This window comes from Ideonella oryzae, assembly GCF_024055665.1.
GTDB lineage: Bacteria > Pseudomonadota > Gammaproteobacteria > Burkholderiales > Burkholderiaceae_C > Ideonella > Ideonella oryzae.
Genome location: NZ_JAMXMC010000010.1, coordinates 168,965 through 193,101 on the forward strand (window position 1 = coordinate 168,965; position 24,137 = coordinate 193,101).

The 24,137-nt window shown below is 66.9% G+C and carries 19 protein-coding genes; 16 read left to right on the forward strand and 3 right to left on the reverse strand.

All coding sequences use genetic code 11. The features are described from left to right. Positions 1 to 17: 17 nt before the first annotated feature. Positions 18 to 1,367, forward strand: a complete 1,350-nt coding sequence (locus M0L44_RS17640; RefSeq protein WP_252771154.1) for a sensor domain-containing diguanylate cyclase — start codon at positions 18 to 20, stop codon at positions 1,365 to 1,367. Here M0L44_RS17640 and M0L44_RS17645 read toward each other — a convergent pair. From M0L44_RS17645 to tssJ, 3 genes are read right to left on the reverse strand one after another with little or no spacing between them, the layout of a single operon-like run. Continuing rightward, the gene (locus tag M0L44_RS17645) at positions 1,348 to 2,127 is read right to left on the reverse strand and encodes a DotU family type IV/VI secretion system protein (protein WP_252771155.1); all 780 of its coding nucleotides are present in this window, start codon (positions 2,125 to 2,127) and stop codon (positions 1,348 to 1,350) included. The two genes, M0L44_RS17640 and M0L44_RS17645, sit on opposite strands and share 20 nt — an antisense overlap. A gap of 23 nt (positions 2,128 to 2,150) precedes the next feature. After that, positions 2,151 to 3,506, reverse strand: coding sequence for a type VI secretion system baseplate subunit TssK (gene tssK / locus M0L44_RS17650; protein ID WP_252771157.1), 1,356 nt, complete (start codon positions 3,504 to 3,506; stop codon positions 2,151 to 2,153). A gap of 50 nt (positions 3,507 to 3,556) precedes the next feature. Then, complete coding sequence (tssJ, locus tag M0L44_RS17655) at positions 3,557 to 4,270, reverse strand: type VI secretion system lipoprotein TssJ (RefSeq protein WP_354004144.1); 714 nt, start codon at positions 4,268 to 4,270, stop codon at positions 3,557 to 3,559. Positions 4,271 to 4,472: 202 nt separating this feature from the next. On the opposite strand from tssJ, the gene M0L44_RS17660 reads away from it, so the two are divergent. The 15 genes from M0L44_RS17660 to rpoH all read left to right on the forward strand — a co-directional run bounded on the left by M0L44_RS17660 (position 4,473) and on the right by rpoH (position 23,898). Beyond that, positions 4,473 to 5,129, forward strand: a complete 657-nt coding sequence (locus M0L44_RS17660; RefSeq protein WP_252771160.1) for a tetratricopeptide repeat protein — start codon at positions 4,473 to 4,475, stop codon at positions 5,127 to 5,129. 33 nt (positions 5,130 to 5,162) lie between these two features. Next, positions 5,163 to 5,681 (forward strand): type VI secretion system contractile sheath small subunit, encoded by a 519-nt coding sequence (gene tssB, locus M0L44_RS17665; RefSeq protein WP_252771161.1) that lies wholly within the window; start codon positions 5,163 to 5,165, stop codon positions 5,679 to 5,681. Between the two features lie 2 nt (positions 5,682 to 5,683). Then, positions 5,684 to 7,174, forward strand: coding sequence for a type VI secretion system contractile sheath large subunit (tssC, locus tag M0L44_RS17670; RefSeq protein WP_252771162.1), 1,491 nt, complete (start codon positions 5,684 to 5,686; stop codon positions 7,172 to 7,174). Between the two features lie 36 nt (positions 7,175 to 7,210). Next, on the forward strand, positions 7,211 to 7,729 hold the full coding sequence (locus M0L44_RS17675) for an Hcp family type VI secretion system effector (RefSeq protein ID WP_252771164.1): 519 nt from the start codon (positions 7,211 to 7,213) through the stop codon (positions 7,727 to 7,729). A 116-nt stretch (positions 7,730 to 7,845) separates the two neighbouring features. After that, entirely contained in the window at positions 7,846 to 8,373 is a 528-nt protein-coding gene (tssE, locus tag M0L44_RS17680; protein ID WP_252771165.1) for a type VI secretion system baseplate subunit TssE, read from the forward strand. Between the two features lie 28 nt (positions 8,374 to 8,401). Beyond that, positions 8,402 to 10,249, forward strand: coding sequence for a type VI secretion system baseplate subunit TssF (tssF, locus tag M0L44_RS17685; RefSeq protein ID WP_252771167.1), 1,848 nt, complete (start codon positions 8,402 to 8,404; stop codon positions 10,247 to 10,249). Positions 10,250 to 10,257: 8 nt separating this feature from the next. Continuing rightward, positions 10,258 to 11,343, forward strand: a complete 1,086-nt coding sequence (gene tssG / locus M0L44_RS17690) for a type VI secretion system baseplate subunit TssG (RefSeq protein ID WP_252771168.1) — start codon at positions 10,258 to 10,260, stop codon at positions 11,341 to 11,343. Positions 11,344 to 11,381: 38 nt separating this feature from the next. Further along, the gene (tssH, locus tag M0L44_RS17695) at positions 11,382 to 14,030 is read left to right on the forward strand and encodes a type VI secretion system ATPase TssH (protein WP_252771170.1); all 2,649 of its coding nucleotides are present in this window, start codon (positions 11,382 to 11,384) and stop codon (positions 14,028 to 14,030) included. 25 nt (positions 14,031 to 14,055) lie between these two features. Then, positions 14,056 to 17,520 (forward strand): type VI secretion system Vgr family protein, encoded by a 3,465-nt coding sequence (locus M0L44_RS17700; RefSeq protein ID WP_252771172.1) that lies wholly within the window; start codon positions 14,056 to 14,058, stop codon positions 17,518 to 17,520. Between the two features lie 5 nt (positions 17,521 to 17,525). Continuing rightward, positions 17,526 to 18,137, forward strand: coding sequence for a hypothetical protein (locus M0L44_RS17705; RefSeq protein WP_252771173.1), 612 nt, complete (start codon positions 17,526 to 17,528; stop codon positions 18,135 to 18,137). Next, positions 18,134 to 18,829: a hypothetical protein gene (locus M0L44_RS17710; RefSeq protein WP_252771175.1), complete on the forward strand. Its 696-nt coding sequence runs from the start codon at positions 18,134 to 18,136 to the stop codon at positions 18,827 to 18,829. Before M0L44_RS17705 ends, M0L44_RS17710 begins: the two co-directional genes overlap by 4 nt. A gap of 14 nt (positions 18,830 to 18,843) precedes the next feature. After that, positions 18,844 to 20,613 carry a hypothetical protein gene (locus M0L44_RS17715; protein ID WP_252771177.1) on the forward strand — a complete coding sequence of 590 codons (1,770 nt, stop codon included), beginning with the start codon at positions 18,844 to 18,846 and terminating at the stop codon, positions 20,611 to 20,613. Beyond that, positions 20,610 to 21,773: a hypothetical protein gene (locus M0L44_RS17720; RefSeq protein ID WP_252771178.1), complete on the forward strand. Its 1,164-nt coding sequence runs from the start codon at positions 20,610 to 20,612 to the stop codon at positions 21,771 to 21,773. Before M0L44_RS17715 ends, M0L44_RS17720 begins: the two co-directional genes overlap by 4 nt. A 453-nt stretch (positions 21,774 to 22,226) precedes the next feature. Then, positions 22,227 to 22,862, forward strand: a complete 636-nt coding sequence (locus M0L44_RS17725) for a hypothetical protein (protein ID WP_252771179.1) — start codon at positions 22,227 to 22,229, stop codon at positions 22,860 to 22,862. Positions 22,863 to 22,971: 109 nt separating this feature from the next. Further along, complete coding sequence (gene rpoH / locus M0L44_RS17730) at positions 22,972 to 23,898, forward strand: RNA polymerase sigma factor RpoH (RefSeq protein ID WP_252771180.1); 927 nt, start codon at positions 22,972 to 22,974, stop codon at positions 23,896 to 23,898. Positions 23,899 to 24,137: the final 239 nt, after the last annotated feature.

Below are 24,137 nucleotides of genomic sequence, written 5' to 3' on the forward strand. Positions count from 1 at the left end.
TTGGCTTGTGCATCACCATGACCCCCTGTGTCTTTCTGCTCAGCGAAGATCCCGCGCCGGACAGCCTGGCGGGCTGCCTGGCGGGATGCTGGTCGCCCACGGCGCTGCTGCGCCAGGGTTGCGAACTGACCGGGCTGCGGGCGGCATGGGCCGAGCACCCGGACCGGGCCCGCTTGTGGTTGTTGGCCTGCCCGGCCGAAGCTCTGGGCGGCCAGCTGCAGTGGCTGATCACCCAGGATTTGCGCGACGCGCCCGTGCTGTGGTGGACCGAAGCCTCCAACGACCTCGGAACAGGTGGGGCGGCCGACCTGGAAAGCCTGGCCTGGCAGGCCGGCGTGGACGAGGTGCTGTGGTCTCATCAGACCGACCGGCATGGACGGCAGTTCGAGCGTGCCCTGGCACGGCACCAGTCGCCAGGCAGTCTCAGCGCTGTGCTGCGCCACCGTCAGCACGAACTCGGCGCCCTGCGTGCCAGCCTGAACGACATCCCCGCACCGATCTTCGTGAAGGACGCCGAGGGCGTCTACACCGAGTGCAACCAGGCCTTCCTGCAGTACATCGGCCTGCCACGCCAGCAGGTGGTCGGGCACACCGTCTACGACATCGCAGCACCCGAACTGGCCCGGGTGTACGACGCTGCCGACCGAGCGCTGCTGGCTTCAGGGGGGCGGCAGATCTACGAGTCCCAGGTGCGCTGGGCCGATGGGCACCTGCGGGACGTGCTGTTCCACAAGGCGGTGTTCCACGATGCCCAGGGGCGGCCGATGGGCCAAGCCGGGGCCATGTTCGACATCACCGAGCGGCGTGCGCTGGAAAGACAGCTGCGCCAGCAGGCCGAGACCGACCCGCTCACCGGTCTGCTCAACCGGCGCAGCCTGGAATCCCAGCTGATCCCGCGCCTGCAGCGCGCAAAAGAGCAGGACAGCGCCCTGGCCCTGCTGGTGTTTGACATCGACCATTTCAAGGACATCAACGACAGCCATGGCCATGGCGTGGGCGACAGCGTGCTGCGCCTCATCGCCACAGTGGTCCGCCAGCACCTGCGGCCGGACGATCTGTTCGCCCGCCTGGGCGGTGACGAGTTCGTCGTCGTGCTGTCGGGTGTGGAGGGTGTGCACAGCCTGGCGCAACGCCTGCCCGCCAGGGTCGCCGCGCAGAAGGTGAATCTGGATGACGGGCGCGCCCTGTCTGCGCAGATCAGCCTGGGGGCGGTGGTGGTGCCGGCGCGCGAACACACGGTGGACAGCGCCATCCATGCGGCCGATCTGGTGCTCTACGAAGCCAAGCGCCTGGGCCGCAACCAGGGCGTGGTGATGGACACCCGCCCGTCACCCGACGCCCCCGCCCTCAGGGCAGGGTCAGCGTGAACCAGGCCGACTGCGGGGCCAGCTTCACCACGTCCGCATAGCGGGCCAGGGACTCCTCGGTGCCGGTGTGCAGTTGATAGCGCAGACCCAGAAAGGCCACCAGGCCCAGCAGCGCAAAGACACTGCCCATGACCCACAAGGGCACTTCGGCGCGAAGCTTGTGCTGGATCTGGTCGGGCGGGGCCCAGTGGGGGGCGAAGGCGCTGCGTCGCCCCTGGAGATGCAGGATCTCGTCACCGACGCGGGCGGTCAGATAGCCCAGCTTCTCGGTCCCTTCCAGCGCGTATTTGCCCTGGAAGCCCAGCAGCAGGCACATGTGGAACACCTCCAGCGACTGCAAGCGCACGGCCCCTTCCCGGCGCAACTCCTCCAGACGCTCGAAGAAGCGCTCGCCCGCCATGTGTTCCCCGAACAGCTCCAGCTGCAACGGGTTGAGCATCCAGTCCTCGCGCACCGGACCACGGCCGGTCAGCAGGATCTCGTCGAGCAGGCCACAGAAGGCGAACTTGGCCTGGTAGACGTCGGCGGAGTCCAGGCCCAGGCGCTTGGCGCCGCGGTCCACCTGCAGCAGCAACTCCTTCACCCGCTCGCGAAAGGGGCCGGCCTGCTGGGGCATCTGCCCGTTCTTGAGCAGGAAGACCATGTAGAAGCCGGGATAGAACAGGTCCATCAGCAAGCGGGGCTCGGAAGCCACGGCCGTGGGGACCAACGCCGGGCCGGCAGCGGACTGGGATGCGAAGAGAGAGGGGGCGGTGCTCATGGGAATCAGCGCGTTCGTGAGGGTCAGGCCTCGCCGTTCAAGGCGATGAGCTCCATCTGCAGGTCAGGCAGATTGCTGGGGGCATAGATGCACAGGCTGCGGGCCTGCAACATGCGTTCATACAGCGGCCCGCGAGGCTCCAGCGCGAAGTAGTACGCGCCCGGCCGGACCGGAATCGCCACCGGCACCTGCGGCAGGTGACTCAGACGCACACCGGCGGTGGCGGTGAGCACCACCTTCTCGACATCGTCGGGCGCCCCCACCTTCAGACGCTGGGGAATGACCTCCACCAGCTCCGAGGGGGGCAGGCCGGCCTGCACGCCCAGGTACAGCCGGGTGCTCTCGCCGATCTTCTGCGAATCGAGCCGGCCGGCGAAGTAGGAAGGGCGCAACTCGTTGAGCGCAATGGCGAAGTAGCGGGTGGAGATCACTGTCTCCAGCAGGTCGCGGATGATGCCGTCCAGCCGCGCAAAGGCCTGCGCAGGGGCACTGTGGTCATAGGCGGGCAGGTCGGCCAGCCCATGACTGCGGGAGAAAGTCATCAGCGCACCCGCCAGATCCAGCAGACGCTCGAACAGACGTTCCGGGTGCAGCCCTGGATGGTGGAACAGGTGGGACAGGCCCGCATAGGCGCTGCTGCAGGTGTGCAGCAGCCAGAACGAGGCGATGTCGCCCGAACGGAACTCGATCACATGCTTGGAGGGCTCGCGGTGCACGCCGTAGAGCGCATCCACCTTGGCCTGCAGCATGTCCAGTGTGCGTCGCAGCAGGCCCATCAGCACGGGCGACGCGCTGATCGACAGCACCGGCGGCGAGAAGGTCGGGTCCAGCTCGAAGGAGCCCGTGCCAGTGCGCCGCACGCGCAGCAGCGCCAGCGAGGTCAGGTGGTCCCGGGCCTCGGTGTCCGCCACCAGACGGATGCGACGGTGCAAGGTGGTGACCTCGGCCTCGACCGCGCCGGTGAACCAGTCGGTGGCGGGATCGTGGCGCATCAGGTAGCGCGCCGCGCTGGGGCCGGCTTCTTCACCATCGCAGCTGTTGCTGCCGGTGGCGCGCAGCGGAGCCAGCGCCAGGTGGTAGGTGCACTCCGACTGGCCCGCCGGCCAGCCCGAGAGGGACACGGGCGGCGGCAATTCGTCATCGGCCGGGGCCGTGCAGAAGTCCCCATCGGGCAGCAAGGCGTGGAGTTCCTGCAGGCGCAGCACACCATGGGCCAGGGCGTCGGCGTCCACCTGGCAACGACGAACACCCCAGGCGAAAGGGCTCAGCGCCTGGGCCGTCTCGGCCAGACGCCACTCATGGTAGGCATCCTGACGCTGGAAATGCTGGGGGCGCAGGAACAGGCCCTCTCCCCAGAGCAACTTGGAAGCACGGATCACAACAACATCCCATCAACAACAAGGACCGGTCCAACGCTGCGGCGTCGACCTCAAGAGCACTGCACACCCGCCAGACGGGTGAGCTCTGGCGCCACATCGAGGGCGCGCCCATTGGCGACGCTCAGGGCGCAGGCGTGCACGCCCAGGGTCAGACCGGTCTCGACCGCAGCCTGGGCATCGAACACCTGGCGCCAGCGACCTTCGGCTGGAGCGCGGAACAAGGCCAGCACCCCGATGTAACGGGTGCCCTCAGGCAAGGTCTCGGTCACCTCGTAACGCTGCCCGGGCGTCAGCACCACCTCGCGCGAGCCCAGCAGAGCGTCTGCCAGTTCCGGGGACAGATGGCTCTTGTCCCCTTCAAAGGCACCGGCAGGTGCCCGCTCGAAAGCATCCTTCTCTTTCAGTTCATAGATTCTCGCGACCACCGGGAGAGATTGACCATTTGTATCTGAATTTAACAAATCTCCCGCATGCAACCGAATCACCACCCGTAACGCTTTTGGTGTTTTTTGCAATGCGGGGAGATTGGATGTATCAGGAGTTTGTAACGAGACCCTCTGCAATCCGACCATTTGTAACGCCGAATCCAGGACGCCGGGTTGAGTGGCATTTGTACCGGGTGTGCTGCAGGCCGTGGTGAAGAGAGAAACCAGGCCAATGGCTACCCAGCGAAGGATCGATCCCAGGCCACGGGCCTCAGCCGACCACATACTCTTGGAAACGAGGGAATTCCACCCTCCCGATGCCGTGCACATCCTCAACATAGACGAGTTTCCATGATTCAAGAAATACCCCTGGCACGCGGAACACCATGATCGAAGTCTATCGCCAGTGCGGCGTCTCGGGCGATCCTCCAGATCCCCCAAAAGGAGGTTTGACCGAATTTACGGACATCCTATAGTCCGCCTGCCGAAATACCGGCTCCGACGCGGAATACAAACGGTTTCGAATTTCATGGAGTTACAAATGAAGCCCGCGACGCGCATTTCCCCACGACATGCCTCCCTGGCCCTCGGCGCGGTCCTCTGCGCCCTGCTCACTGCCTGCGCAACCCCCCAAACGGCGGCTCCCGCCCCGGCCCCCGCCGCTCCCACGCTGGAGTCCTATCTCTCGCAGGCCACCCAGGCCCAAGCCGATGGCCAACGCGAGAAAGCACGTGGCTTCTACCGCGACGCAGCCAAGGCCTATCCGACCGACAAGACGCCCTGGCTGAAGCTGGCCGAGGACTACTTCGCTGCCGGTGACTATGGCAACGCCGTGCTGGCCGGCCAGGAGGCGCTGGAGCGCGATCCGCAGGACACGACCGCCAACAGCCTGCTGGCCGTCAGCGGCCTGCGCATCACCGCCGGCTCCCTGAAGGCCTTGCGCAAGGACGCCGAGTACCCCGTGGGCTCCCGCGAAGAGGCCCTGGCCGTGACCCGCTCCCTGCGCGAGACGCTGGGCGAGACCGCCCTGCTGCCCATCGTGCAGCCGGGCAGCGAGCCGCCCAAGCCCAAGGTGGCGCCCAAGCGCCGCGCGGTGGCCCCGCAGCCGACCGCCCCTGCGCCCGCCAGCGCCTCGGCAGCGGTCCATCCGGCACCAGCCGCCACTGCGGGTGGCAACCCGCTCGACAAGCTCAAGTGAGCTGCATCACCCCTCGCAAGCAAAGGAATGCCCATGGCCAAGAAGGACAGTGTTCAGAAGCGGCTTGAGAAGGTTCGCCCCCCGCGGGTGCAACTCAGCTATGACGTGCAGGTCGGTGATGCCATCGAACAGAAGGAATTGCCCTTCGTGGTCGGCGTGCTGGGGGAGTTCTCCGGCCAGGCCGACCCGGACAAACCTCTGCCCAAGCTGAAGGACCGCAAGTTCGTCAATGTCGACCTCGACAACTTCGACGATGTGATGGCCGGCATGGCGCCCAAGACCTCGTTCCGGGCAAAGAACAAGCTGAGTCCCGAAGGCGGCGAATTCGGCGTGAACCTCGAGTTCAAGTCCATGGAGGACTTCCGGCCCGAATCCGTCGTGCAGCAGGTGGAGCCGCTGCGTCGCCTGCTGGAGGCGCGCACCAAGCTTTCCGACCTGCGCAACAAGCTGGCCGGCAACGAGAAGCTCGACGATCTGCTGACCGAGGTGCTCTCCAGCACCGAGAAGCTGCAGCAGCTCGGCGCGGAAGCCGCCCCGACCGACAAGGAGTGACCATGAGCGAAGCCCTCCTCAGCGCCGCCGCAGCCGGTGCGGCCACCGCCGAAGCCAGCCCGCTGCTCGACCAGATCGTCGCGCAAAGCAAGGTGGCCCGCTCGGACGTCGAACACGCCCGTGCCAGGGACATCATTTCCGAACTCGTGCGCGAGGTGATGGCCGGTACCGTCACGGTGTCGGACAACCTCAGCGTGACGCTGGATGCCCGCGTGGCCGAACTCGATGCCCTGATCTCCGCCCAGCTCAGCGAGATCATGCACCACCCGGCCTTCCAGAAGCTGGAATCGACATGGACCGGCCTGCACTACCTGTGCCGCCACACCTCCACCAGCGCCGGCATGAAGATCCAGGTCTTCAACGCCACCAAGAAAGAGCTGATCAAGGACTTCAAGACCGCGATCGACTTCGACCAGAGCGCGCTGTTCAAGAAGGTCTACGAGGAAGAGTTCGGCACCTTCGGCGGTGCGCCCTTCGGCACGCTGATCGGCGACTTCGAGGTCTCGCGCCAGCCCGAAGACATGTACTTCATCGAGCAGATGTCGCACGTGGCCGCCGCGGCCCACGCGCCCTTCATCTCGGCCGCGTCGCCCGAGCTCTTCGGCCTGGAGACCTACACCGACCTGGGCAAGCCGCGCGATCTGGCCAAGGTCTTCGACACGGTCGATTACGCCAAGTGGCGCTCCTTCCGTGATTCCGAAGACTCGCGCTACGTGGGCCTGACCGTGCCACGTTTCCTCGGCCGACTGCCCTTCAACCCCAAGGACGGCACCGCCACCGAAGGCTTCAACTTCGTCGAAGACGTCGATGGCTCCGACCACGGCAAGTACCTGTGGGTCAACGCCGCCTACGCCATGGGCGCGCGCCTGACGGCGGCCTTCGAGAACTACGGCTGGTGCGCCGCCATCCGTGGCGTCGAAGGCGGTGGCCTGGTCGAGGACCTGCCGACCCACACCTTCAAGACCGACGAGGGCGAGGTGGCCCTGAAGTGCCCGACCGAAATCGCCATCACCGACCGGCGTGAGAAGGAGCTCAGCGACCTCGGCTTCATCCCCCTGGTGCACTGCAAGAACACCGACTACGCCGCCTTCTTCGGCACCCAGTCGGCCCAGCGCGCCAAGAAGTACGACAGCGATGCCGCCAACGCCAATGCGGTGCTCTCGGCCCAGTTGCAGTACATGTTCAGCGTCTGCCGCATCGCCCACTACCTGAAGGCCATGATGCGCGACAAGGTGGGCAGCTTCGCCTCCGCGGCCAACATCGAGGAATTCCTCAGCCGCTGGATCCGCCAGTACGTGGTGGAGGACGACAACGCCACCCAGGAAACCAAGGCCACCTACCCGCTGCGCGAGGCCAGCATCCAGGTTTCCGAGGTGCCGGGCCGCCCCGGCACCTATCGCGCCGTGTCGTTCATCCGGCCGCATTTCCAGCTCGACGAGCTTTCCGTGTCCCTTCGTCTCGTCGCCGAGCTGCCGCAGTCCCAGAAGGGCTAAACACAACCGCTGTCATCACAAGGAGTGAAAAGAACCATGAAGGATATCTACGTCAAGTTCGAAGGCGCCAGCGAACTGGAAGGCGACAGTACCGACCAGAAGCACATCAAGGAAATCGAGGTCTCCTCGTTCCAGCACTACGTGCGCCAACCCAAGTCGTCCAGCGCCTCGTCCGCCGGCGGTCACACCGCCGAGCGCACCGAGCACGGCGAAATGGTCTTCACCAAGGACATCGACAAGGCCACGTCCAAGCTGAACCGTGCCTGCTCGGCCGGTACGGTGTACCCCAAGGTCACCATCACCTTCTACCGCGCCTACGGCGGCAAGAGCGCCACCTCGACCTCGCAGTCGCGCGTGGACTACTACAAGATCGTGCTGGAAGACGTGGTGGTCTCCTCCGTGCAGACCGTGATCTCGGAAGGCGAACTGCCGGCTGAGACCTTCGGCCTGAAGTACGGAAAGATCACCTGGGAATACAAGCAGCACCGCCCGGACGGCTCGACCACCTCCACCGGCGTGGCGGGCTGGGACCTGCGCAAGAACGTCGCGGTCTGATCCCTGCGGCCACGGCCGGGAGACATCCGCGTGCCGGATGTCTTCCCACTGTGCACGGGCGGCCCCAGGGCCGCCCTTTTCGCTCTCCCCCATCCCTCCGTTCTTCCCTGCCTGCCATGGACCTCTTCAGCCCTTCGCTGATGGACAAGCTGCTCGGCGCCGATCTGGACCAGACCACGCGTGCCACGTCCACCCGTCAGCCGCTGCCCGAAGGCGAGACCACGCTGGCCACCAGCCCGCGCTGGACCGTGCAGCAGATCACCGATTCGGTGGCCCGCGACCTGGAGACCCTGCTCAACGCCCGCCCCGGCATTGAGGCCGCGGCCATGCCGGAGCATCCGCTGGCTGCCCGCTCGCTGCTGACCTACGGGCTCACCGACCTGAGCGCGCTGAACGTGGCCAGCGACCGTGACCGCCTGCGCATCACCGAGGCCATCCGCCGGGCCCTGCAGGTGCATGAACCCCGGCTGACCCAGGTCGAGGTTCAGGTGAAGAAAAGCACACAGGTCGGCGTCGGCCTGTGCTTCTCCATCCGCGCCCGGCTGCGCCTGGACCCTTGTACCGAATCGGTGGCCTTCGACGCCATGCTGCAGCCCGGATCCAACCACTACGCCGTGAGCCGCCGCGACGCGCGGGCCCACTGAGCGCCCCCAAGCAACAGAGAGATCGCTCGTGCAGGATCTTCTGCCCCACTACGAACGGGAACTGGCCTTCCTGCGGACCCAGGCCGACGAATTCGCCCAGCGCTACCCGCGTATTGCCGGCCGCCTGTCGGTCAATGGCGAGGTGCTGCAGGATCCGCATGTGGAGCGGATGATCCAGTCCTTCGCGCTGCTGGGTGCGCGCATCCACAAGCGGCTGGACGACGATTTCCCGCTGTTCACCGAAGCCCTGCTGGGGGTGCTCTACCCCCATTACCTGCGGCCTTTCCCCGCCTGTTCGATCGCCTGCTTCGAGCTGGGTCCGACGGCCGCGCAGATGAGCCAGGGCCAGACCCTGCCGCGCGGCACCGCCCTGCACAGCCGGCCGCTGCGGGGCGTGACCTGCCGCTTCCAGACCACGGCGCCGGCCCAGGTGCTGCCGGTGCGCCTCAGCCAGGCCCGGCTGCAGACCACCGCCGCCGTGCCGGCCGGCACCGTCATCCCGCCCACCGCCACCTCGCTGCTGTCCCTGCAGTTCGATCTGCTGTCGCCGCAGGCCAGCTTTGCCGGCCTGGGCGTGCCCCACCTGCGCCTGTACCTGGACGGCGATCCTTCGCTGGTCACGGCCCTGCGCGAGACACTGTCCGACAAGGCGGTGGCCCTGCTCTACCAGACCCAGGCCCACGGCCCCTGGCAGGGGGACCGTCAGGCCCGCCTGGCGCCGGTGGGCTTTGCCGAGGACGAAGCCCTGGTGGACTTCGACCAGCGCTCGCACCCCGCCTACCGCCTGCTCACCGAGTACTTCGCCTTCGCGGACAAGTTCAACTTCGTGGACCTGCCGCTCTCGCCCAGCGCCTGCGAAGCCGCCGGCCGCACACTGACCGTCCACATCGCGCTGGCCGGCCTGCGCCCCGACAGCCACGAAAGCCGCCTGCTGGAGCTGGTGAGCGCCCGCAACCTGGTGCTCGGCTGTGCTCCCGTCATCAACCTGTTTGCCACCCGGGCCGACCCGATCCGCATCACCCACGACAAAACGCTCTACCCGGTGCTGCCGGATGGTCGCCGGGCCTTCGGCCACGAGGTCTACGCGATCGACCAGGTCTACCGCGTGCACCAGACCCCCGAAGGCGAATCCATCCAGACCTTCAAGCCCTTCTACTCGCTGCAGCACGACGACCTGCTGCGCGAAGGCGAAACCGCCGGACGCTACTGGTACAGCCAGCGCCAGCCGGTGTCGGCCGGGCAAAGCCCGGGCTACGAGACCGAGATCGGCCTGGTGGACCTGCAGTTCAACCCGTCCCTGCCGCAGACGGACACCCTGTCCATCGACGTGCGGGCCACCAACCGCGACCTGCCCCACCAGATGAGCATCGGGCAACCCGGCGGCGACCTGTTCGCCGAAGGGGGCGGCCCCTGGCGCGAGATCCGCCTGCTGCGCCGGCCCACGCTGACCCAGCGCTTCGAGGCCGACCATGGCGCGCTCTGGCGGCTGGTGTCGCACCTGTCGCTCAACCATCTGACGCTCAGCGCCAGCGGGCTGGACGGGCTCAAGGAGGTGCTGCGCCTGTACGACCTGCCACGCAGCCCGCACAACGAGCGGCTCATCGACGGCCTGGTGGCGGTGGACTACCGCCTGGCCCAGGCCTGCCTGCCCGGCAAGCCCTTCGCCACCTTCGTGCGCGGCACCGAGGTGCGCCTGACCGTCAACGAGCAGGCCTTCGTCGGCGGGGGCCTGCACCTGTTCGCCCAGGTGCTGGACCGCTTCCTCGGCCTGTACGCCCATCTCAACACCTTCGTGCAGCTGAAGCTGGTGTCCCAGCGCAGCGGCGAGGTCTTGGTCAGCTGCCCGCGCCGCAGCGGCGACCAGGCGCTGATCTGAGGCCGGCCATGAAGCGCGAGGAAGCCTCCACGCTCGGCGCCGGCCCCACGCTGACGGGCCCGGCGCGACTGGCCCCGCAGGCCCCGGTAGAGCGGCTGCTGCAGGACCCTTCGCCGTTCGCCTTCCACCAGGCGGTGCGCCTGCTGCAACGCTGGCAAGCCCAGCCCGCGGCCCCAGGCACCCCGCCCGCCCCCGAGCTGCGCTTTCGCAACTCGCTGTCCCTGGCCTTCCCGCCCAGCGAGATCGCCGACCTGAAGACCGACGCGGCAGAGGGCGAGGCACCGCGGCGCATCGAGATCACGCCAGCCTTTGTCGGCCTGCTGGGCGTCACCGGCACCCTGCCGCTGGCCTACACCGAGCAGGTGCAGGCGCGCGAGACCCACGCGCGCGACGGCGCCGCCCGCGCCTTCTTCGACATCTTCCAGCACCGCACCGTCTCCCTGCTGCATGCGGCCTGGCGCAAGCACCGCCTGCCGCTGGCCCACGAAGCCGCCCCGGGCGATGCCTTCCGCCCCCTGCTGCTGGCCCTGGCCGGCCTGGGCCTGCCCGGCCTGTCCAACCGCTTGCAGCCCGGCCAGGGCGCGGTGGCCGACGATGCCCTGGCCCACTACGCCGGCGCCCTGCAGCAGCGGGTGGTCAGCGCACCGCAGCTGCAGCGCCTGTTGGCCGACTACTTCGGCGTGCCGGTGCTGCTGCAGTCCTTTGCCGGCCGCTGGTTCCCGGTGGAGGCCGCCAACCAGAGCCGGCTGGGCCTGGGCGCGGTCACACTGGGCGAGGACGCCCTGGTGGGCGAGCGCCTGTGGCAGCGCGATCTGCGCGTGCGCCTGACCCTGGGGCCCCTCAGCCGCGCCCAGCAGGCCCGCTTCCTGCCCGGCGGGCCGGGCGCAGTGGCCCTCCAGGAGCTGCTGACCCTGGCCACCGGCCTGTCGCTGGAATACGAAATCCACCTGTGCCTGCGCGCCCGCGACGTGCAACCCGCCCGCCTGGGCGGCGATGCCGACACCCCGGCCCAGCTCGGCTGGAACACCTACCTGCTCTCCCAGCCCAGCCCCGTGGACCGCACCGAGGCGGCCTACGACATCCACGCGGCCTGAGCCCCAGAACACGCCCACCGATTGCAGCCACCGTCACCATGACCAATCTGAAGACCCTGATCGCCAAGCTCGACCCCGTGTGCCGCCAAGCGGCCGAGCGCGCCGCCTCGATCACCCTGTCCCACGGCCACCACGAGGTGGACATCGAGCACCTGCTGCTGGCCCTGCTGGAGAACCCGCGCGGCGACCTGGTGGTGGCCTGCCGCCGCTGGGGCGTGGCCACCGAGGCCCTGCAGGCCGACCTGCAGCGCGAGCTGGCCCGCCTGCGCAACGGCAACACCCGCACCCCCGTGTTCGGCACCCGCCTGCTGACCCTGCTGGAGCAGGCCTGGCTGATCGCCTCGCTGGACACGCTGGACCCGCGCATCCGCAGCGCCCACCTGTTACTGGCCCTGCTGACCGAGCCCACGCTGAGCCAGCTGGCCCAGCGCAGCAGCCCGTGCTTCGGCCAGATGAAGGCCGACGATCTCAAGCACCGGCTGGACGCGGTGACCGCCGGTTCGGACGAGGCCCGCCCAAGCGCCGCGACCACCGGCACCACCGCCGGTGAAGCGGCCGAGTCACCCGCCGCCGCAGGCCCCAGCGCCACGCCGGCCCTGGACCAGTTCACCACCAACCTGACCCAACGCGCCCGCGACGGCAAGATCGACCCGGTGATCGGCCGTGACGCCGAGATCCGCCAGGCCATCGACATCCTGATGCGCCGACGCCAGAACAACCCCATCCTGACCGGCGAGGCCGGCGTGGGCAAGACGGCCGTGGTGGAAGGCCTGGCCCTGCGCATCGCCGCGGGCGACGTGCCGCCGCCGCTGCAGGGCGTGGCCCTGCACGTGCTGGACCTGGGCCTGCTGCAGGCCGGCGCCAGCGTGAAGGGCGAGTTCGAGAACCGACTGAAGAACGTGATCGACGAGGTCAAGAAGAGTCCGCACCCGATCATCCTGTTCATCGACGAAGCCCACACCATGATCGGCGCCGGCGGCCAGGCCGGGCAGAACGACGCGGCCAACCTGCTCAAACCCGCCCTGGCCCGCGGTGAGCTGCGCACCGTGGCCGCCACCACCTGGAGCGAATACAAGAAGTACTTCGAGAAGGACGCCGCCCTGGCCCGCCGCTTCCAGGTCATCAAGGTGGAAGAGCCCAGCGAGGAGCTGGCCGCGGCCATGCTGCGCGGCATGGCCCCGCTGATGGAGAAGCACTTCGGCGTGCGCATCCGCGACGAGGCCATCACCGAGGCCGTGCGCCTGTCGGCCCGCTACATCACCGGCCGCCAGCTGCCGGACAAGGCCATCAGCGTGCTGGACACCGCCTGCGCCAAGGTGGCCCTGGGCCAGGCCGCCACGCCCGCCGCGGTGGACGAGCTGCGCAAGCGCCTGGAACGGTTGGCCACCGAGATCGGCGCGCTGCAGCGCGAGGCCGCCAGCGGCAGCGACCATGCCGCCCGCCTGAGCGCCCTGCGCACCCAGCGCGACAACGGCCAGGCCGAGCTGGACGCCCTGCTGCAGCGCCACGAGGCCGAGAGGGCCCTGGTGGGCGAGGTGCAGCAGTTGCGCCAGGACCTGGAGGCTGCCGCCGCCCGCGACCACACCGAACAGGCGCCGCCCGCCACCCCGCTGCCCGACAAGCTGGCCGCCCTGGACGCGCTGCAGGGTGAAGCCCCGTTGGTGCCGGTGGACGTGGACGGCAATGTGGTGGCCGCCATCGTCGCCGCCTGGACGGGCATCCCGCTGGGCAAGATGGTCAAGGACGACCTGAAGACCGTGCTGAACCTGCAGCCCCTGCTGGAAGCCCGGGTGATCGGCCAGTCCCATGCGCTCGCGGCCATCGCCCAGCGGGTGCGCACCAGCCGCGCCAACCTGGAGGACCCGAACAAGCCCAAGGGCGTGTTCATGTTCATCGGCCCCAGCGGCGTGGGCAAGACCGAAACCGCCCTGGCCCTGGCCGACCTGCTCTACGGCGGCGAGAGGAAGCTCATCACCATCAACATGAGCGAGTACCAGGAAGCCCATTCCGTCTCCGGCCTGAAGGGCTCACCCCCCGGCTACGTGGGCTACGGCGAAGGCGGTGTGCTGACCGAGGCCGTGCGGCGCCAACCCTACAGCGTGGTGCTGCTCGACGAGGTCGAGAAGGCCCACCCGGACGTGCTGGAGATGTTCTTCCAGGTCTTCGACAAGGGCGTGATGGACGACGCCGAGGGCCGCGAGATCGACTTCCGCAACACGCTGATCATCCTGACCAGCAACATCGGCTCCTCGCAGATCATGCAGGCCTGCATGAACAAGCCGGCGGCCGAATACCCCGCCCCGGAGGCCCTGGCCGAGGCCCTGCGGCCTGTGCTCTACAAGACCTTCAAGCCCGCCTTCCTGGGCCGCATGAAGGTCATCCCCTACTACGCCATCGGCGACGACGCGCTGGACCGCATCATCCGCCTCAAGCTCGACCGCATTGCCGCCCGTGTGAGCGCCCACCACCAGGCCGACTTCGTCTACGACGACAAGCTGGTGGACGCCGTGCTGGCCCGCTGCACCGAGGTGGACACCGGCGCCCGCAATGTGGACCACATCCTCAATGGCACCCTGCTGCCCGAGATTGCCGGCCAGGTACTGGCCCGCATGGCCGAGGGCGAGGCCATTCGCCGCATCAAGGTGAGCGCCGCCAAGAGCGGCGACTTCAAATACACGGTGCAGTGAGACCGCCCCATGAGAGACACCCCCCATGGACGCTGACACCCTGATCGACGCGGCCCTGAGCACGGCCTGGTCGTCCTTGCTGGGCGGGCTGACGCAGGACAGCCGCCTGCTGCGCCTGCACACGGCACTGGGCACCGATGCCCTCTTCGCCGAGGACGTCCACGTCTGGGAAGGCATCGGCCCCCAGCAAGGCCCCAGCCTGTCGGACGACATCCCCGGCCTGGACCTGGGGCCCACCCGCGCCGGCCTGCGCCTGGTGATGCATGCGCTGAGCACCGACGCCCACCTGGAACTCAAACAGCTCATCGGCCAGCCCGCCCTGCTGGAACTGCTGTGCCAGGACAGCCGCAGCGAACTGCGCCCCTGGCACGGCCATGTGGTGGCCGCGGCCCTGGTGGGCTCCGATGGTGGCCTGGCCCGCTACCGCCTGGTCATCGAACCCTGGCTGGCCCTGCTGGACCGGCGGGTGGACAGCTACGTGTTCCAGGACATGACGGTGCCGCAGATCATCGACGAGGTGCTGGGCGACTACGGCGATCAGACGCCGCTGGCCCCGGCCTGGCGCTGGGACCTGGCCGACAGCAGCGTCTACCCGCGGCGCAGCCTGCGCCTGCAGTACCAGGAGAGCGACCTGGACTTCGTGCTGCGCCTGATGCGTGAAGAGGGCCTGGTGGCCTGGTGGGAGCACACGGGCGATGCCGACGGCACCACCCTGGGCAGCCACACCCTGGTGATGGCCGACCACAACGCCGCCCTGGCCGCCAACCGGCAGTCCGTGGTGCGCTTCACCGCCAGCGACCACACCCTGGGCGAGGACAGCCTGAGCCACTGGCGCGACCTGCAGCGCGTGAGCAGCGCCCGCGTGGCCCTGCAGAGCTGGGACCACCGCAGCCTGTCCAGCCGGCCAGTGCAGGCCGACACGGGCAGCAACGGTGAAAGCGCCCCCCTGACTGAGCTGGTCGTGGCCGATGTGCCCGGCGCCTATGCCTATGAAGACCTGGACCAGGGCCAGCGCCTGGCCCGGGTGCAGGCCGAGGCCCTGGGCGCCCTGCAGCAGCGCGCCCAGGCCCACGGTCCCTGGCGCCGCGCCGAGGCCGGCACCACCTTCACCCTGGTGGACCACCCGCTGCACGATGGCAGCGACGACGGCCGCGACCGCTTCGCCATCCTGGCCTGCCAGCACCGGGCACGCAACAACTTCTCGGCCGATGCCCGGGCCCGGCTGCGCGCGCTGGACCGCCAACTGGCCCTGGAGGCAGCCGCGGACGCTGCCATCGGGCCAGCAGAAGCCGACACCGCAGATCTGGCGCAAGAACGCCCGCTGCACGAAGCCGCGCTGCTGCTGCTGCCCGCCGCCACGCCGCTGCGCATGGCCCAGGCCCCCGCAGGCGACGGCGTCGGGCGCTGGGGCACGCTGGGCGTCGCAGCACTGCGCACGGGACCCACGGTCGACCTCTTCGACCCGCGCTCGGCCCGCCACCTGGCCCAGCCCGATGCCCGCCTGGCCCCGCGTCCTGCGGTGCACGGCAGCCAAACCGCACTGGTCGTCGGCAACGCCGGCCCCGTGCACACCGACCGCGACGCCCGCATCAAGGTGCAGTTCCACTGGCAGCGCGGCGGCAATGCCAGCCACCGGCTGATGCACCCCACCGGAGAGAACGCCCCCGCCAGCGAGGCCAGCTTCACCTGGGTGCGCGTGGGCCAGTCCCTCGCCGGTGCCAACCACGGTGCGGTCTTCATCCCCCGGGTGGGCCAGGAGGTGGTGGTGGGCTTCCTGGGCGGCGACATCGACCGCCCGGTGGTGCATGCCGTGGCCTACAACGGCCAGGGCAGCGAAGACGCCCAGGGCAACCAGCAAGGCGCCGGTGCCGCCGGTGCCGTGGGCTCAGCCCCCGCCTGGTTCCCGGGTCAGGCCGATGCCGTCCCGCACCAGGGTCACCAGCACCCGGCCGTGCTGCTGGGCTACAAGAGCCAGGAACTGGCCAGCTCCAGCAGCGGCCAGGGGGGCTTCGGACAACTGGTGTTCGACGACAGCCCACAGGCGGCGCGCATCGAGCTGGGCAGCTCCACCCTGGTGAGCCAGCTGCAGTTGGGCGCCCTGCTGCAACAGCAGGACAACCAGCGCCTGGCCCCGCGCGGCCACGGGCTGGACCTGCTCACGCAAGGCCATGGCGCCCTGCGCAGTGGCAGCGGCCTGCTGCTCACCGCCTTTGCGGAATCCCCCAGCACCGGCGCCGGCCAGCAGTTGCAGGCCCGCGACCCGCTGCAGGCCCTGCAGACCGCGCAGGACTTGGTGCACACCTTGGCCGAGACCGCGCAGGCCCACCTGGCCCAGTTGCCGGGCGAGCCCGCGGTCGCCGGCGCAAAGCCCGATGACCGCAGCCACCAACTGCCCAGCGAGCAGGGCATGGCCGCGCTGACCAGCAGCCTGCAGGCCAGCGACACCCGGCAAGGCGGTGACAGCACCCGTGATGAGAACACCATCGCCATCGACGGTGGCTGGGGCAGCATCAGCGCCTGGGAGCGCCCGGACATCACCCTGGCCGCTCCGGCCGGCCTGGGCCTCGTCACCCCCGCACAGACCATCCTCAGCACCCAGGCCAGCATGACCCTGAGCGCCGGCCAGGACCTGCTGAGCCTGGCCCAGGGCCACCACGCCAGCGTGGCCAAGGCCGGCGCCGTGCTCTTCACCTACGGCCAGGCCAGCAGCACCAGCAAGCCCAACACCGAAGTCGGCATCGCCATCCACGCCGCCACCGGCAGCCTGCAGGCCAGCGCCAACACCGCCACCGCCGAACTCACCGCCAGCCAAGCCATCGACGTGGCCAGCACCCAGGCCAACATCCTCGTCGGCGCCCCTACCAGTGTGCTGCTGACCGCCGCCGGTGCGGCCATCGACATCCAGAGCGGCAGCGTCACGCTCAAGGCGCCGGGCAGTGTGCAGTTCAAGGCGGCGAGCAAGGTGTGGACGAGTGGGCAGACGGCACGCCTGCCGACTTGGTCCTTACCCAACACCGAGTTCGACATTCAGATGCAGCTTGTCAGTTCGGCCAAGCGCTCGCTGGCAGGCACCAAAGTGCTTGTGCAGCGAGAAGACGGCAGTGCACAGGTCGTGACGCTCGATGAAGCTGGTCGCATTCCGCGCATCGACACGGGCCATGCGATGGAGACCATCCATGTCAGCCTGATTGATGACGAGCAGTGGTCACTGGTTGACACCCAAGACTCGCAGGAATCAGATGCCCCGTGTTGCCAGGCCGACGCTATTGACGCTTCAGAGGATGAGCTCTTGGAGCAGTACTTCGAATTCATTGAAGGGAACACCGGTTTGCCCATCCAAGACTTGACCTACAAGCTGCTTTCGGGCGATCAGGTCCTGGTGGACATGCAAGGACTTGCGGATGGCCAGACGCAGCGCTTCTCGTTGAGCGAGCATCCCGAGGCACTCGAACTGGTGGCTTGGTCCAACACCCAATCCAGCAAACCGTAATCACCATGGCAAACACCCTGTCTGCCGAAGTCAAGTTGCTGGCGGCGATTGCTTATGGCGAAGCCAGCGTTGCTGACGATCCAAATGAAATCGGTGCGATTGCTTGGGCCGTAGCGAATCGTGCTCGCATGTGGGACGGATGCACGGTCACCCAGCTCATCTCCAAAGACAAGAACTACACCTACGCCGTGACGGATGGCAACGCCCGCTATGCCAAGCTCACAGCGGCGTCGGACGACGACATCGCCAAGTCCGCTGGCATGAAGGCGGCTGTCGAGCAGGCGAAAGCTGCCTTGAGCAACACCGGCACCGATCTGGCCAACGGTGGCATCTGGTGGGACGGCCTCGACTTCAAGACCAATGCGAACCATCCGAAGAGGCTCAAGGGGTTCAAATACGGCGATGCCGCCCACAACATCTTCGGCGTGGCCGAAGTCACCCGGCTCATCATCATCCACTGGCGGGTCGTGAACAAGAAGACCGGAGAGGAAGTCGATGGCAAAGAGCGCGGCCGGTACGACCACGTGTACGTATCCACAGCCGCCTACGCCAGCACAATCATCTGGAAATACAACCCCGACTTTCTGTCGGCCACCGGTGCGAAGGCCTACAAGTGAAAGCGCTCATTGCATTGCTATACATGGGGCTCGCAGGCGCCGCTGGCGCCACCGAGTTGGATAGGTCATTTTCCAGCCACGACGCCTTCTACGCACAGGTGGCGCGCGACCAGCATCTGGCGTCCGCGTTCCAACGCCGCGCACTGCCCGACGCCCCACCGGACACCCCGCAGCTGAGCGTTGTGAGTCTCGCCAAGGCCTGGGGGCGCGTGCAATTGGCGAGCGACGCCATCGTGATCAATGGACGGCGCTTGCACTGGAACGAATCCACACAACCGTTCGGCCGCCAAGGCCTGATCCAGCTCCATCTGGAGCTTGCCCAACTGTGGGAAGGGCCACAGGAACCGAATGGTGCAGGCACCTTGTGCCTGCAGTCGCCCATGGGCAGCAGCGGCAGTGCAGCCCGCTGGCAGCACGTGGTGCTGGTCGAGCGCAGCAGTGCACTCGTGCGGCCGAGTATTCAGGCATGGACCGCGCCGTATGCGAGTTGTCAGGCTGTTTGGCGCGATGCGCACGACGAGCTGGTGGCAGGTGTTTTCGAATTCAACTTCGAATCGGAGCAAGCGGTGCGCACCGCGCACTTCGTCGTGCATGCCTTGCGTGAGCACAGCGAAGTGGCGCGCTATGTGCTGTCGCTGCCCAACCCTGCCAACCTGTTCAGCTTCACGGCGGTACCAGCCACTCCCCAATAAGACACCGGCTTCCTATGGCGACGACAAACCAGAAAACCAAGAAGGCGGCTCCACCACCACCGCCCCACCATTTGCAATTCGCGCTCGTGGCACCCAACTTCGCGCCCATCAGCGAACCGCGCGACTACAAGTTGAGCTGGACCAATATCGGCGACAAGAAGGTGCAGGAGATTTCAGGCAAAACCGATGCCCAAGGCCTGACCGAATTGATCACCACGGTAGGCCAAGTGCCGGTCGCCCTCCAAATCGCGCCACCCGAGGCCAGCGAATGCAAGATCGTTGGCAGCGCCAAGTCCAAGCCTTTGGCGAACAAGCCCCTGGTGCGCGTGCAGTTGCAGGCGCTGGCCTCAGCCACCAGCGCCCCCAAGCCAACCAACACCTGCGAGCGGATGGTGGTGCGTGAGGGGGTGCAACAAATCCGCTTCGAAATCCACAACGTCCAGCGCTACACCAGCAAAACCTCGGGCTCCAGCTACCCCAACTACCTCAAGCAGTTGCCCTACCTCATCGTCGACGCCACGAAGATGGAGGTCATCGGCAACACCATCGTGCCGAACAACACAGCCCGCAAAATGCAGGGCGACAACGGCCGGGTGGCCACGGAAACGGTCAATGTCGACGGCGTTGAAAAAGTGGGCCTGGTGCTGGGCAGCGCCACCGACAGCCCCGACATCTGGCAGGCCAACAAGGGCGAGTTGGTTCTTTACAAAGTCAAACCTAAGGAGAGCGGCCTCACCACGGTGGTCATCAGTGAAGTGCCAGACATAGGTAAATTTGACAATGGTGTGCAAGAGGCCAGGGACTTCAAAGGCACCCTCAACGGCGAAACCTGGGCCAAGCTCTGCCGCAGCTTCACGGTGGATGACGTGAAGCGCATCCTGCCGGGCAGCCTGGAAATCACCGTGCCTTGGCCCACGCCCATGCACATCGACTATGCCCTGGGCCGGGGTGTGATCGATGAAGCCAAAGCCGCAGCCTACCGTGAAGCCTATGAGACGCGCCAAGCCGCCACCAAGGCCGGCACCAAGCTGGAGAGCAAGCCCACCTTGGCACCCCTGGCTTATGCCTGCACCTGGGTGGAGCTGTTGACGCCCATCTACGAAGGCCGCATCGAGAACGCCAAGCCCGCGAACCCCGATGTGCCGGTGATCGACCCAAAGACCAAGAAGCCGCAGGTCGACCCCAAGACCAAACAGCCGGTGACGCGGAAGAAGTTTGACAAGCCAGGGGAGTATGACGCGCTGGTGCAGCAAGGAGATGGCCAGATCCTGATTCCACCGCTGGGGTTGACGCTGGAGTTGTGCGGCAGCATCACAGGCCTGGGCGAGCCGATGGCACAGAACGCGCAAGAGGTGACCGGGCTGACCAAAGGCAAAGTCATTGCCAAGACCCACCCCTACGCCTACCTGGCCCTGCTGGAATGCAGCATGAACTGCGGCGTGACCTATGTGCAGATCAACTGCACCTGGCGCCCGATGATCGGCAGCGTGCTGCACAAGCTGGGCGATGCGATCGACATCGGCCGCATTGACAACGGCACCGACAATCTGCGCATCTTCAAGTTCCTCAACACCCAGGTGGATGATCTGGCCGACCGCTTCACCAAAGCGCTCAACAGCCACCGCTACGCGGCACCTGGCCTGACGATCTACAACCTTGACAACCTGCCGGCCAATGCCCCGTTCCACGACAACCACCTGCATTTCACGGCCAACCGCTTGAAACCTCTGGCGGAGGAAGACAAACCCCGGCCACCCATGGCGGACAGCGGGAGCAAACCATGAGACTTCGCTTTTGTGTTTCGGCGGGCGCGGGCTTGCTGGTGGCCCTGTTGGCGGCAGGCTCTGCACACGCGTTTGGCATCTGGGAGTCAGCCTCGCGGATGGAGCCCGAGGCCGATCAGATTGGCTGCATGATTGCAGCCAAAGAGCGGCAGGTCGTTCAATACAGTACGACAAGATGGGACGATCCAAGGTCGCCACCGAAGGCCGAGCCCGACGCCGAGCCCAGAAAGAGCCGCAGTGGGGAGCCCTTGCAGTTTTGGCTCGACAAGGATGAGTGCGCTGCATTCCATGCCACCCGGGCTGACGGATTGTTCAACATGAGCAATTACCGCTCATGGTTTCGCAAGTCCGATTTTTTGACGTTCAGCGAACTGCCCAAGATCGAGCGCTGGACCACGCGCTACATCTTCCGGCGCACAGCGCTCAGCGGTGCGAATTCCGAGTTGGGCACGCAACCCGACATGATCTCGCTGGACCAGGAAATCGATGCCTACCGTGCCAGCACCATCCGCGACAGCCTGTTCGTCTTCACCCAGGACGGCCACTGGCTGGATTTCAAACACAACGTGCGCTGGGAGATGCGCATCACGTCAGATGACAGCATCATCATTGGCGACCCTTCCGGACGCTATGCAGAACGGTACGCGGTGTTTCATCGCAGCTATCGGCCACGCTGTTCAACAGATCCGAATGGGAAGTTGGCGTGTGAGTTGTATTACGCGCCTCGGACAGACCTCTGCTCGGAAACGAAAGATTTGAGCAAGGAGCCTCCTCACATCCAGAAAGATTGCGCCCCTGCCGAGGTGGCCAAGATAGAAATGACAGCTGGCACATTGGCCGAATATGACGACATTCCCTATCCGGCAGGTGTTCGCGTCTTTCCTCAGAAGCTCGTCATCACCGGTCGATTTACTTATGGGCAGCGCGACTATAACCAACAGGTTCTGACGTTCATCGCCCGTTTCTCCGACCCCATCCGACCGATCGTCTTCGCGCCCGGTGTGTTGTTCAGCGACACCGCCAAGCCCCACCGCGGCAAGCCCCGGCCCGGAGAGCTCGTGATGAAAGAGGTCTGCCTCGCCGATTGCCCAGACCAGTTGGCAGCGCAAGGCCTTCTCGCGCCGCCGAGCGCCGCTTCTGCGGCTTCGTCGCCACATTGAGCGAACCAGCCCGGCCGCTGTGCAACTTTTCCGGGCCCAACTGCTGGCACAACACCACCCTGGCCGCGAATCGCCAGGGTATAGCGCACTTCACCGCCAGCGACCACACCCAGGGCGAAGACTGCCTGAGCCGCTGGTGCGACTGACCTTCAGCACATCAGAGGCGCCCGCGTGGCTCTGCAGAGCCGATCCGCTCTCCCTGTTGAACCCATGATTCCCAAGCCCCCCTGGCAACCCGCTGCATTTGCCCTGATCCTCCTTGCCAGCGCCTGCACACCGAAGTCGGACGCCCCGTCCGCTGCGTCCGCGCAGGTTGCCGAGGCCCCCGCAAGTGCCGTATCCACACCGGCGCCGGCGCCTTCCGTTGCCCCAGCTTCAAGCGTGGCGGGCCAGTGCGGAGCCGCGCAGGAAGTCCTGGCTTCTTGCGCCTACGAGGACACCTGCAGTTCCGAGATGACCCTGTATTTGCCCGCCGCAGCGCGAGACCGGCTGGTCACGCTGGAAAAGGCCGGTGGCTTCAACCGGGAGGCGTTCGACCGCTACTGCGAACAAGCCTGCCGCCACAAGTCGCCCCAGGTTGACCCGGCGGCTTTTGCCAATGAGGTCTGCCCATGGGCTTCGGCCACGCCGGGTAACAAAGAAGCCGGCGCTTCCGCAACCCCCCTGAAGTTCCAGGTGGGCAGCTTGATGCTGGACATGGCCCCCGTGGCATTGACCCAAGTAAAGGAAGTGCTGGGCGCCCCCTTGAAATCCGAGCCCTCCCCTTACCAATGCGACAGCGCCTATGAGTCGGAGGGCACCCGTTTGCTCACCTTCCGCGGCGCCGTCTTCGAGACTGACGGCAAGACGGCCGTGCTCCGGCAGCTGCTGGCCAGCGGGTCGACAGACGTGCAATGGCAGGGGCTGCCCGGCGGCTGGGCCGACCTGACGCTGGAGAAGCTCAAGGCGGTGACCGGCGTTGGCAAGCTCCAGGTCGACGACCACACGCTGCGCTTGGCGCCGGCTCCTGGCGCATCGTCGGAAACGGGCTGGGACTTCCGCTTCCGGAACGGGCGCCTGAACTCCGTCACGCATTGGATCGGCTGCTGATCCCCCTCCCGCATGGGCCGGTCTGCGGGCATTGGCGCGGGCTTAGCACTCCCCTGCCGAGAGTGCTAGTATTTGGGAACTTCCCTGGCTTCCCGGGGTCTCATCGACCATGAACATGACGAACACCACCACCAACGCTCTCGCTCTGCGCGACCCGTGGGCCCTGGTGCCGCCCATCGGGAATCTGGACGCCTACATCACGGCGGTCAACCAGATCCCCATGCTCACGGCCGAGGAGGAATCCCGCCTTGCCCGCGAACTGCAGCAAGATGGCGATGTCCAGGCCGCCGGTCGGCTGGTGCTGTCGCACCTGCGGCTGGTCGTGTCCGTCTCCCGCCAGTACCTGGGTTACGGACTGCCGCAGGGCGACCTGATCCAGGAGGGCAATGTCGGCCTGATGAAGGCGGTCAAGCGCTTCGACCCGGACCAGGGCGTGCGCTTGGTGTCCTACGCGCTTCACTGGATCAAGGCCGAGATCCACGAGTACATCCTGAAGAACTGGCGCATGGTCAAGGTGGCCACCACCAAGGCCCAGCGCAAGCTCTTCTTCAACCTGCGTTCGATGAAGCAGGGCCTGAAGGACCATGCCGGTGACCATGAGACCTTCCGCAACACGCTGACGCCCGATGAGGTGGATGTGGTGGCGCGGGAGCTGAATGTCAAGCCGGAGGAAGTGGTCGAGATGGAGACCCGGCTGTCCGGCGGCGACGTGGCCCTGGAGCCGCAGACCGACGACGGCGAGGAAAGTTACGCGCCGATCGCCTATCTGGCCGACGACAGCCAGGAACCGACCCGGGTGCTGGAAGGCCGCAGCCGCGATCTGATGAGCTCCCACGGCATCCAGCACGCGTTGGACAAGCTGGACGACCGCAGCCGCCGCATCGTTGAAGAGCGCTGGCTGAAGGTGAACGACGACGCCAGCGGCGGCATGACCCTGCACGAGCTGGCCGCCGAGTACGGCGTCAGTGCCGAGCGCATCCGCCAGATCGAGGTGGCGGCGCTCAAGAAGATGCGCAAGGCGCTGGAAACGGTCTGACGCTCTCTGAGCGGCCTCGCCCGAGGCCTCTGGCCGGCCCTTAAAGAACAACGGCTCCCCGCGGGGAGCCGTTTGCTTTCATGCGCAGGCGCTGTTGTTTCAGGCGGCGGCCTTCTGTAAGCGCGGCCCCAAGGCCCTCTTGACGAAGTTCGATCAGATGTCGACGACGTGGCGCAGCAGCGAGAAGCCCACGCGCCAGGTCATGCCGTCGCCGGGGTCGATGGTGGCGGTGCGCTGGT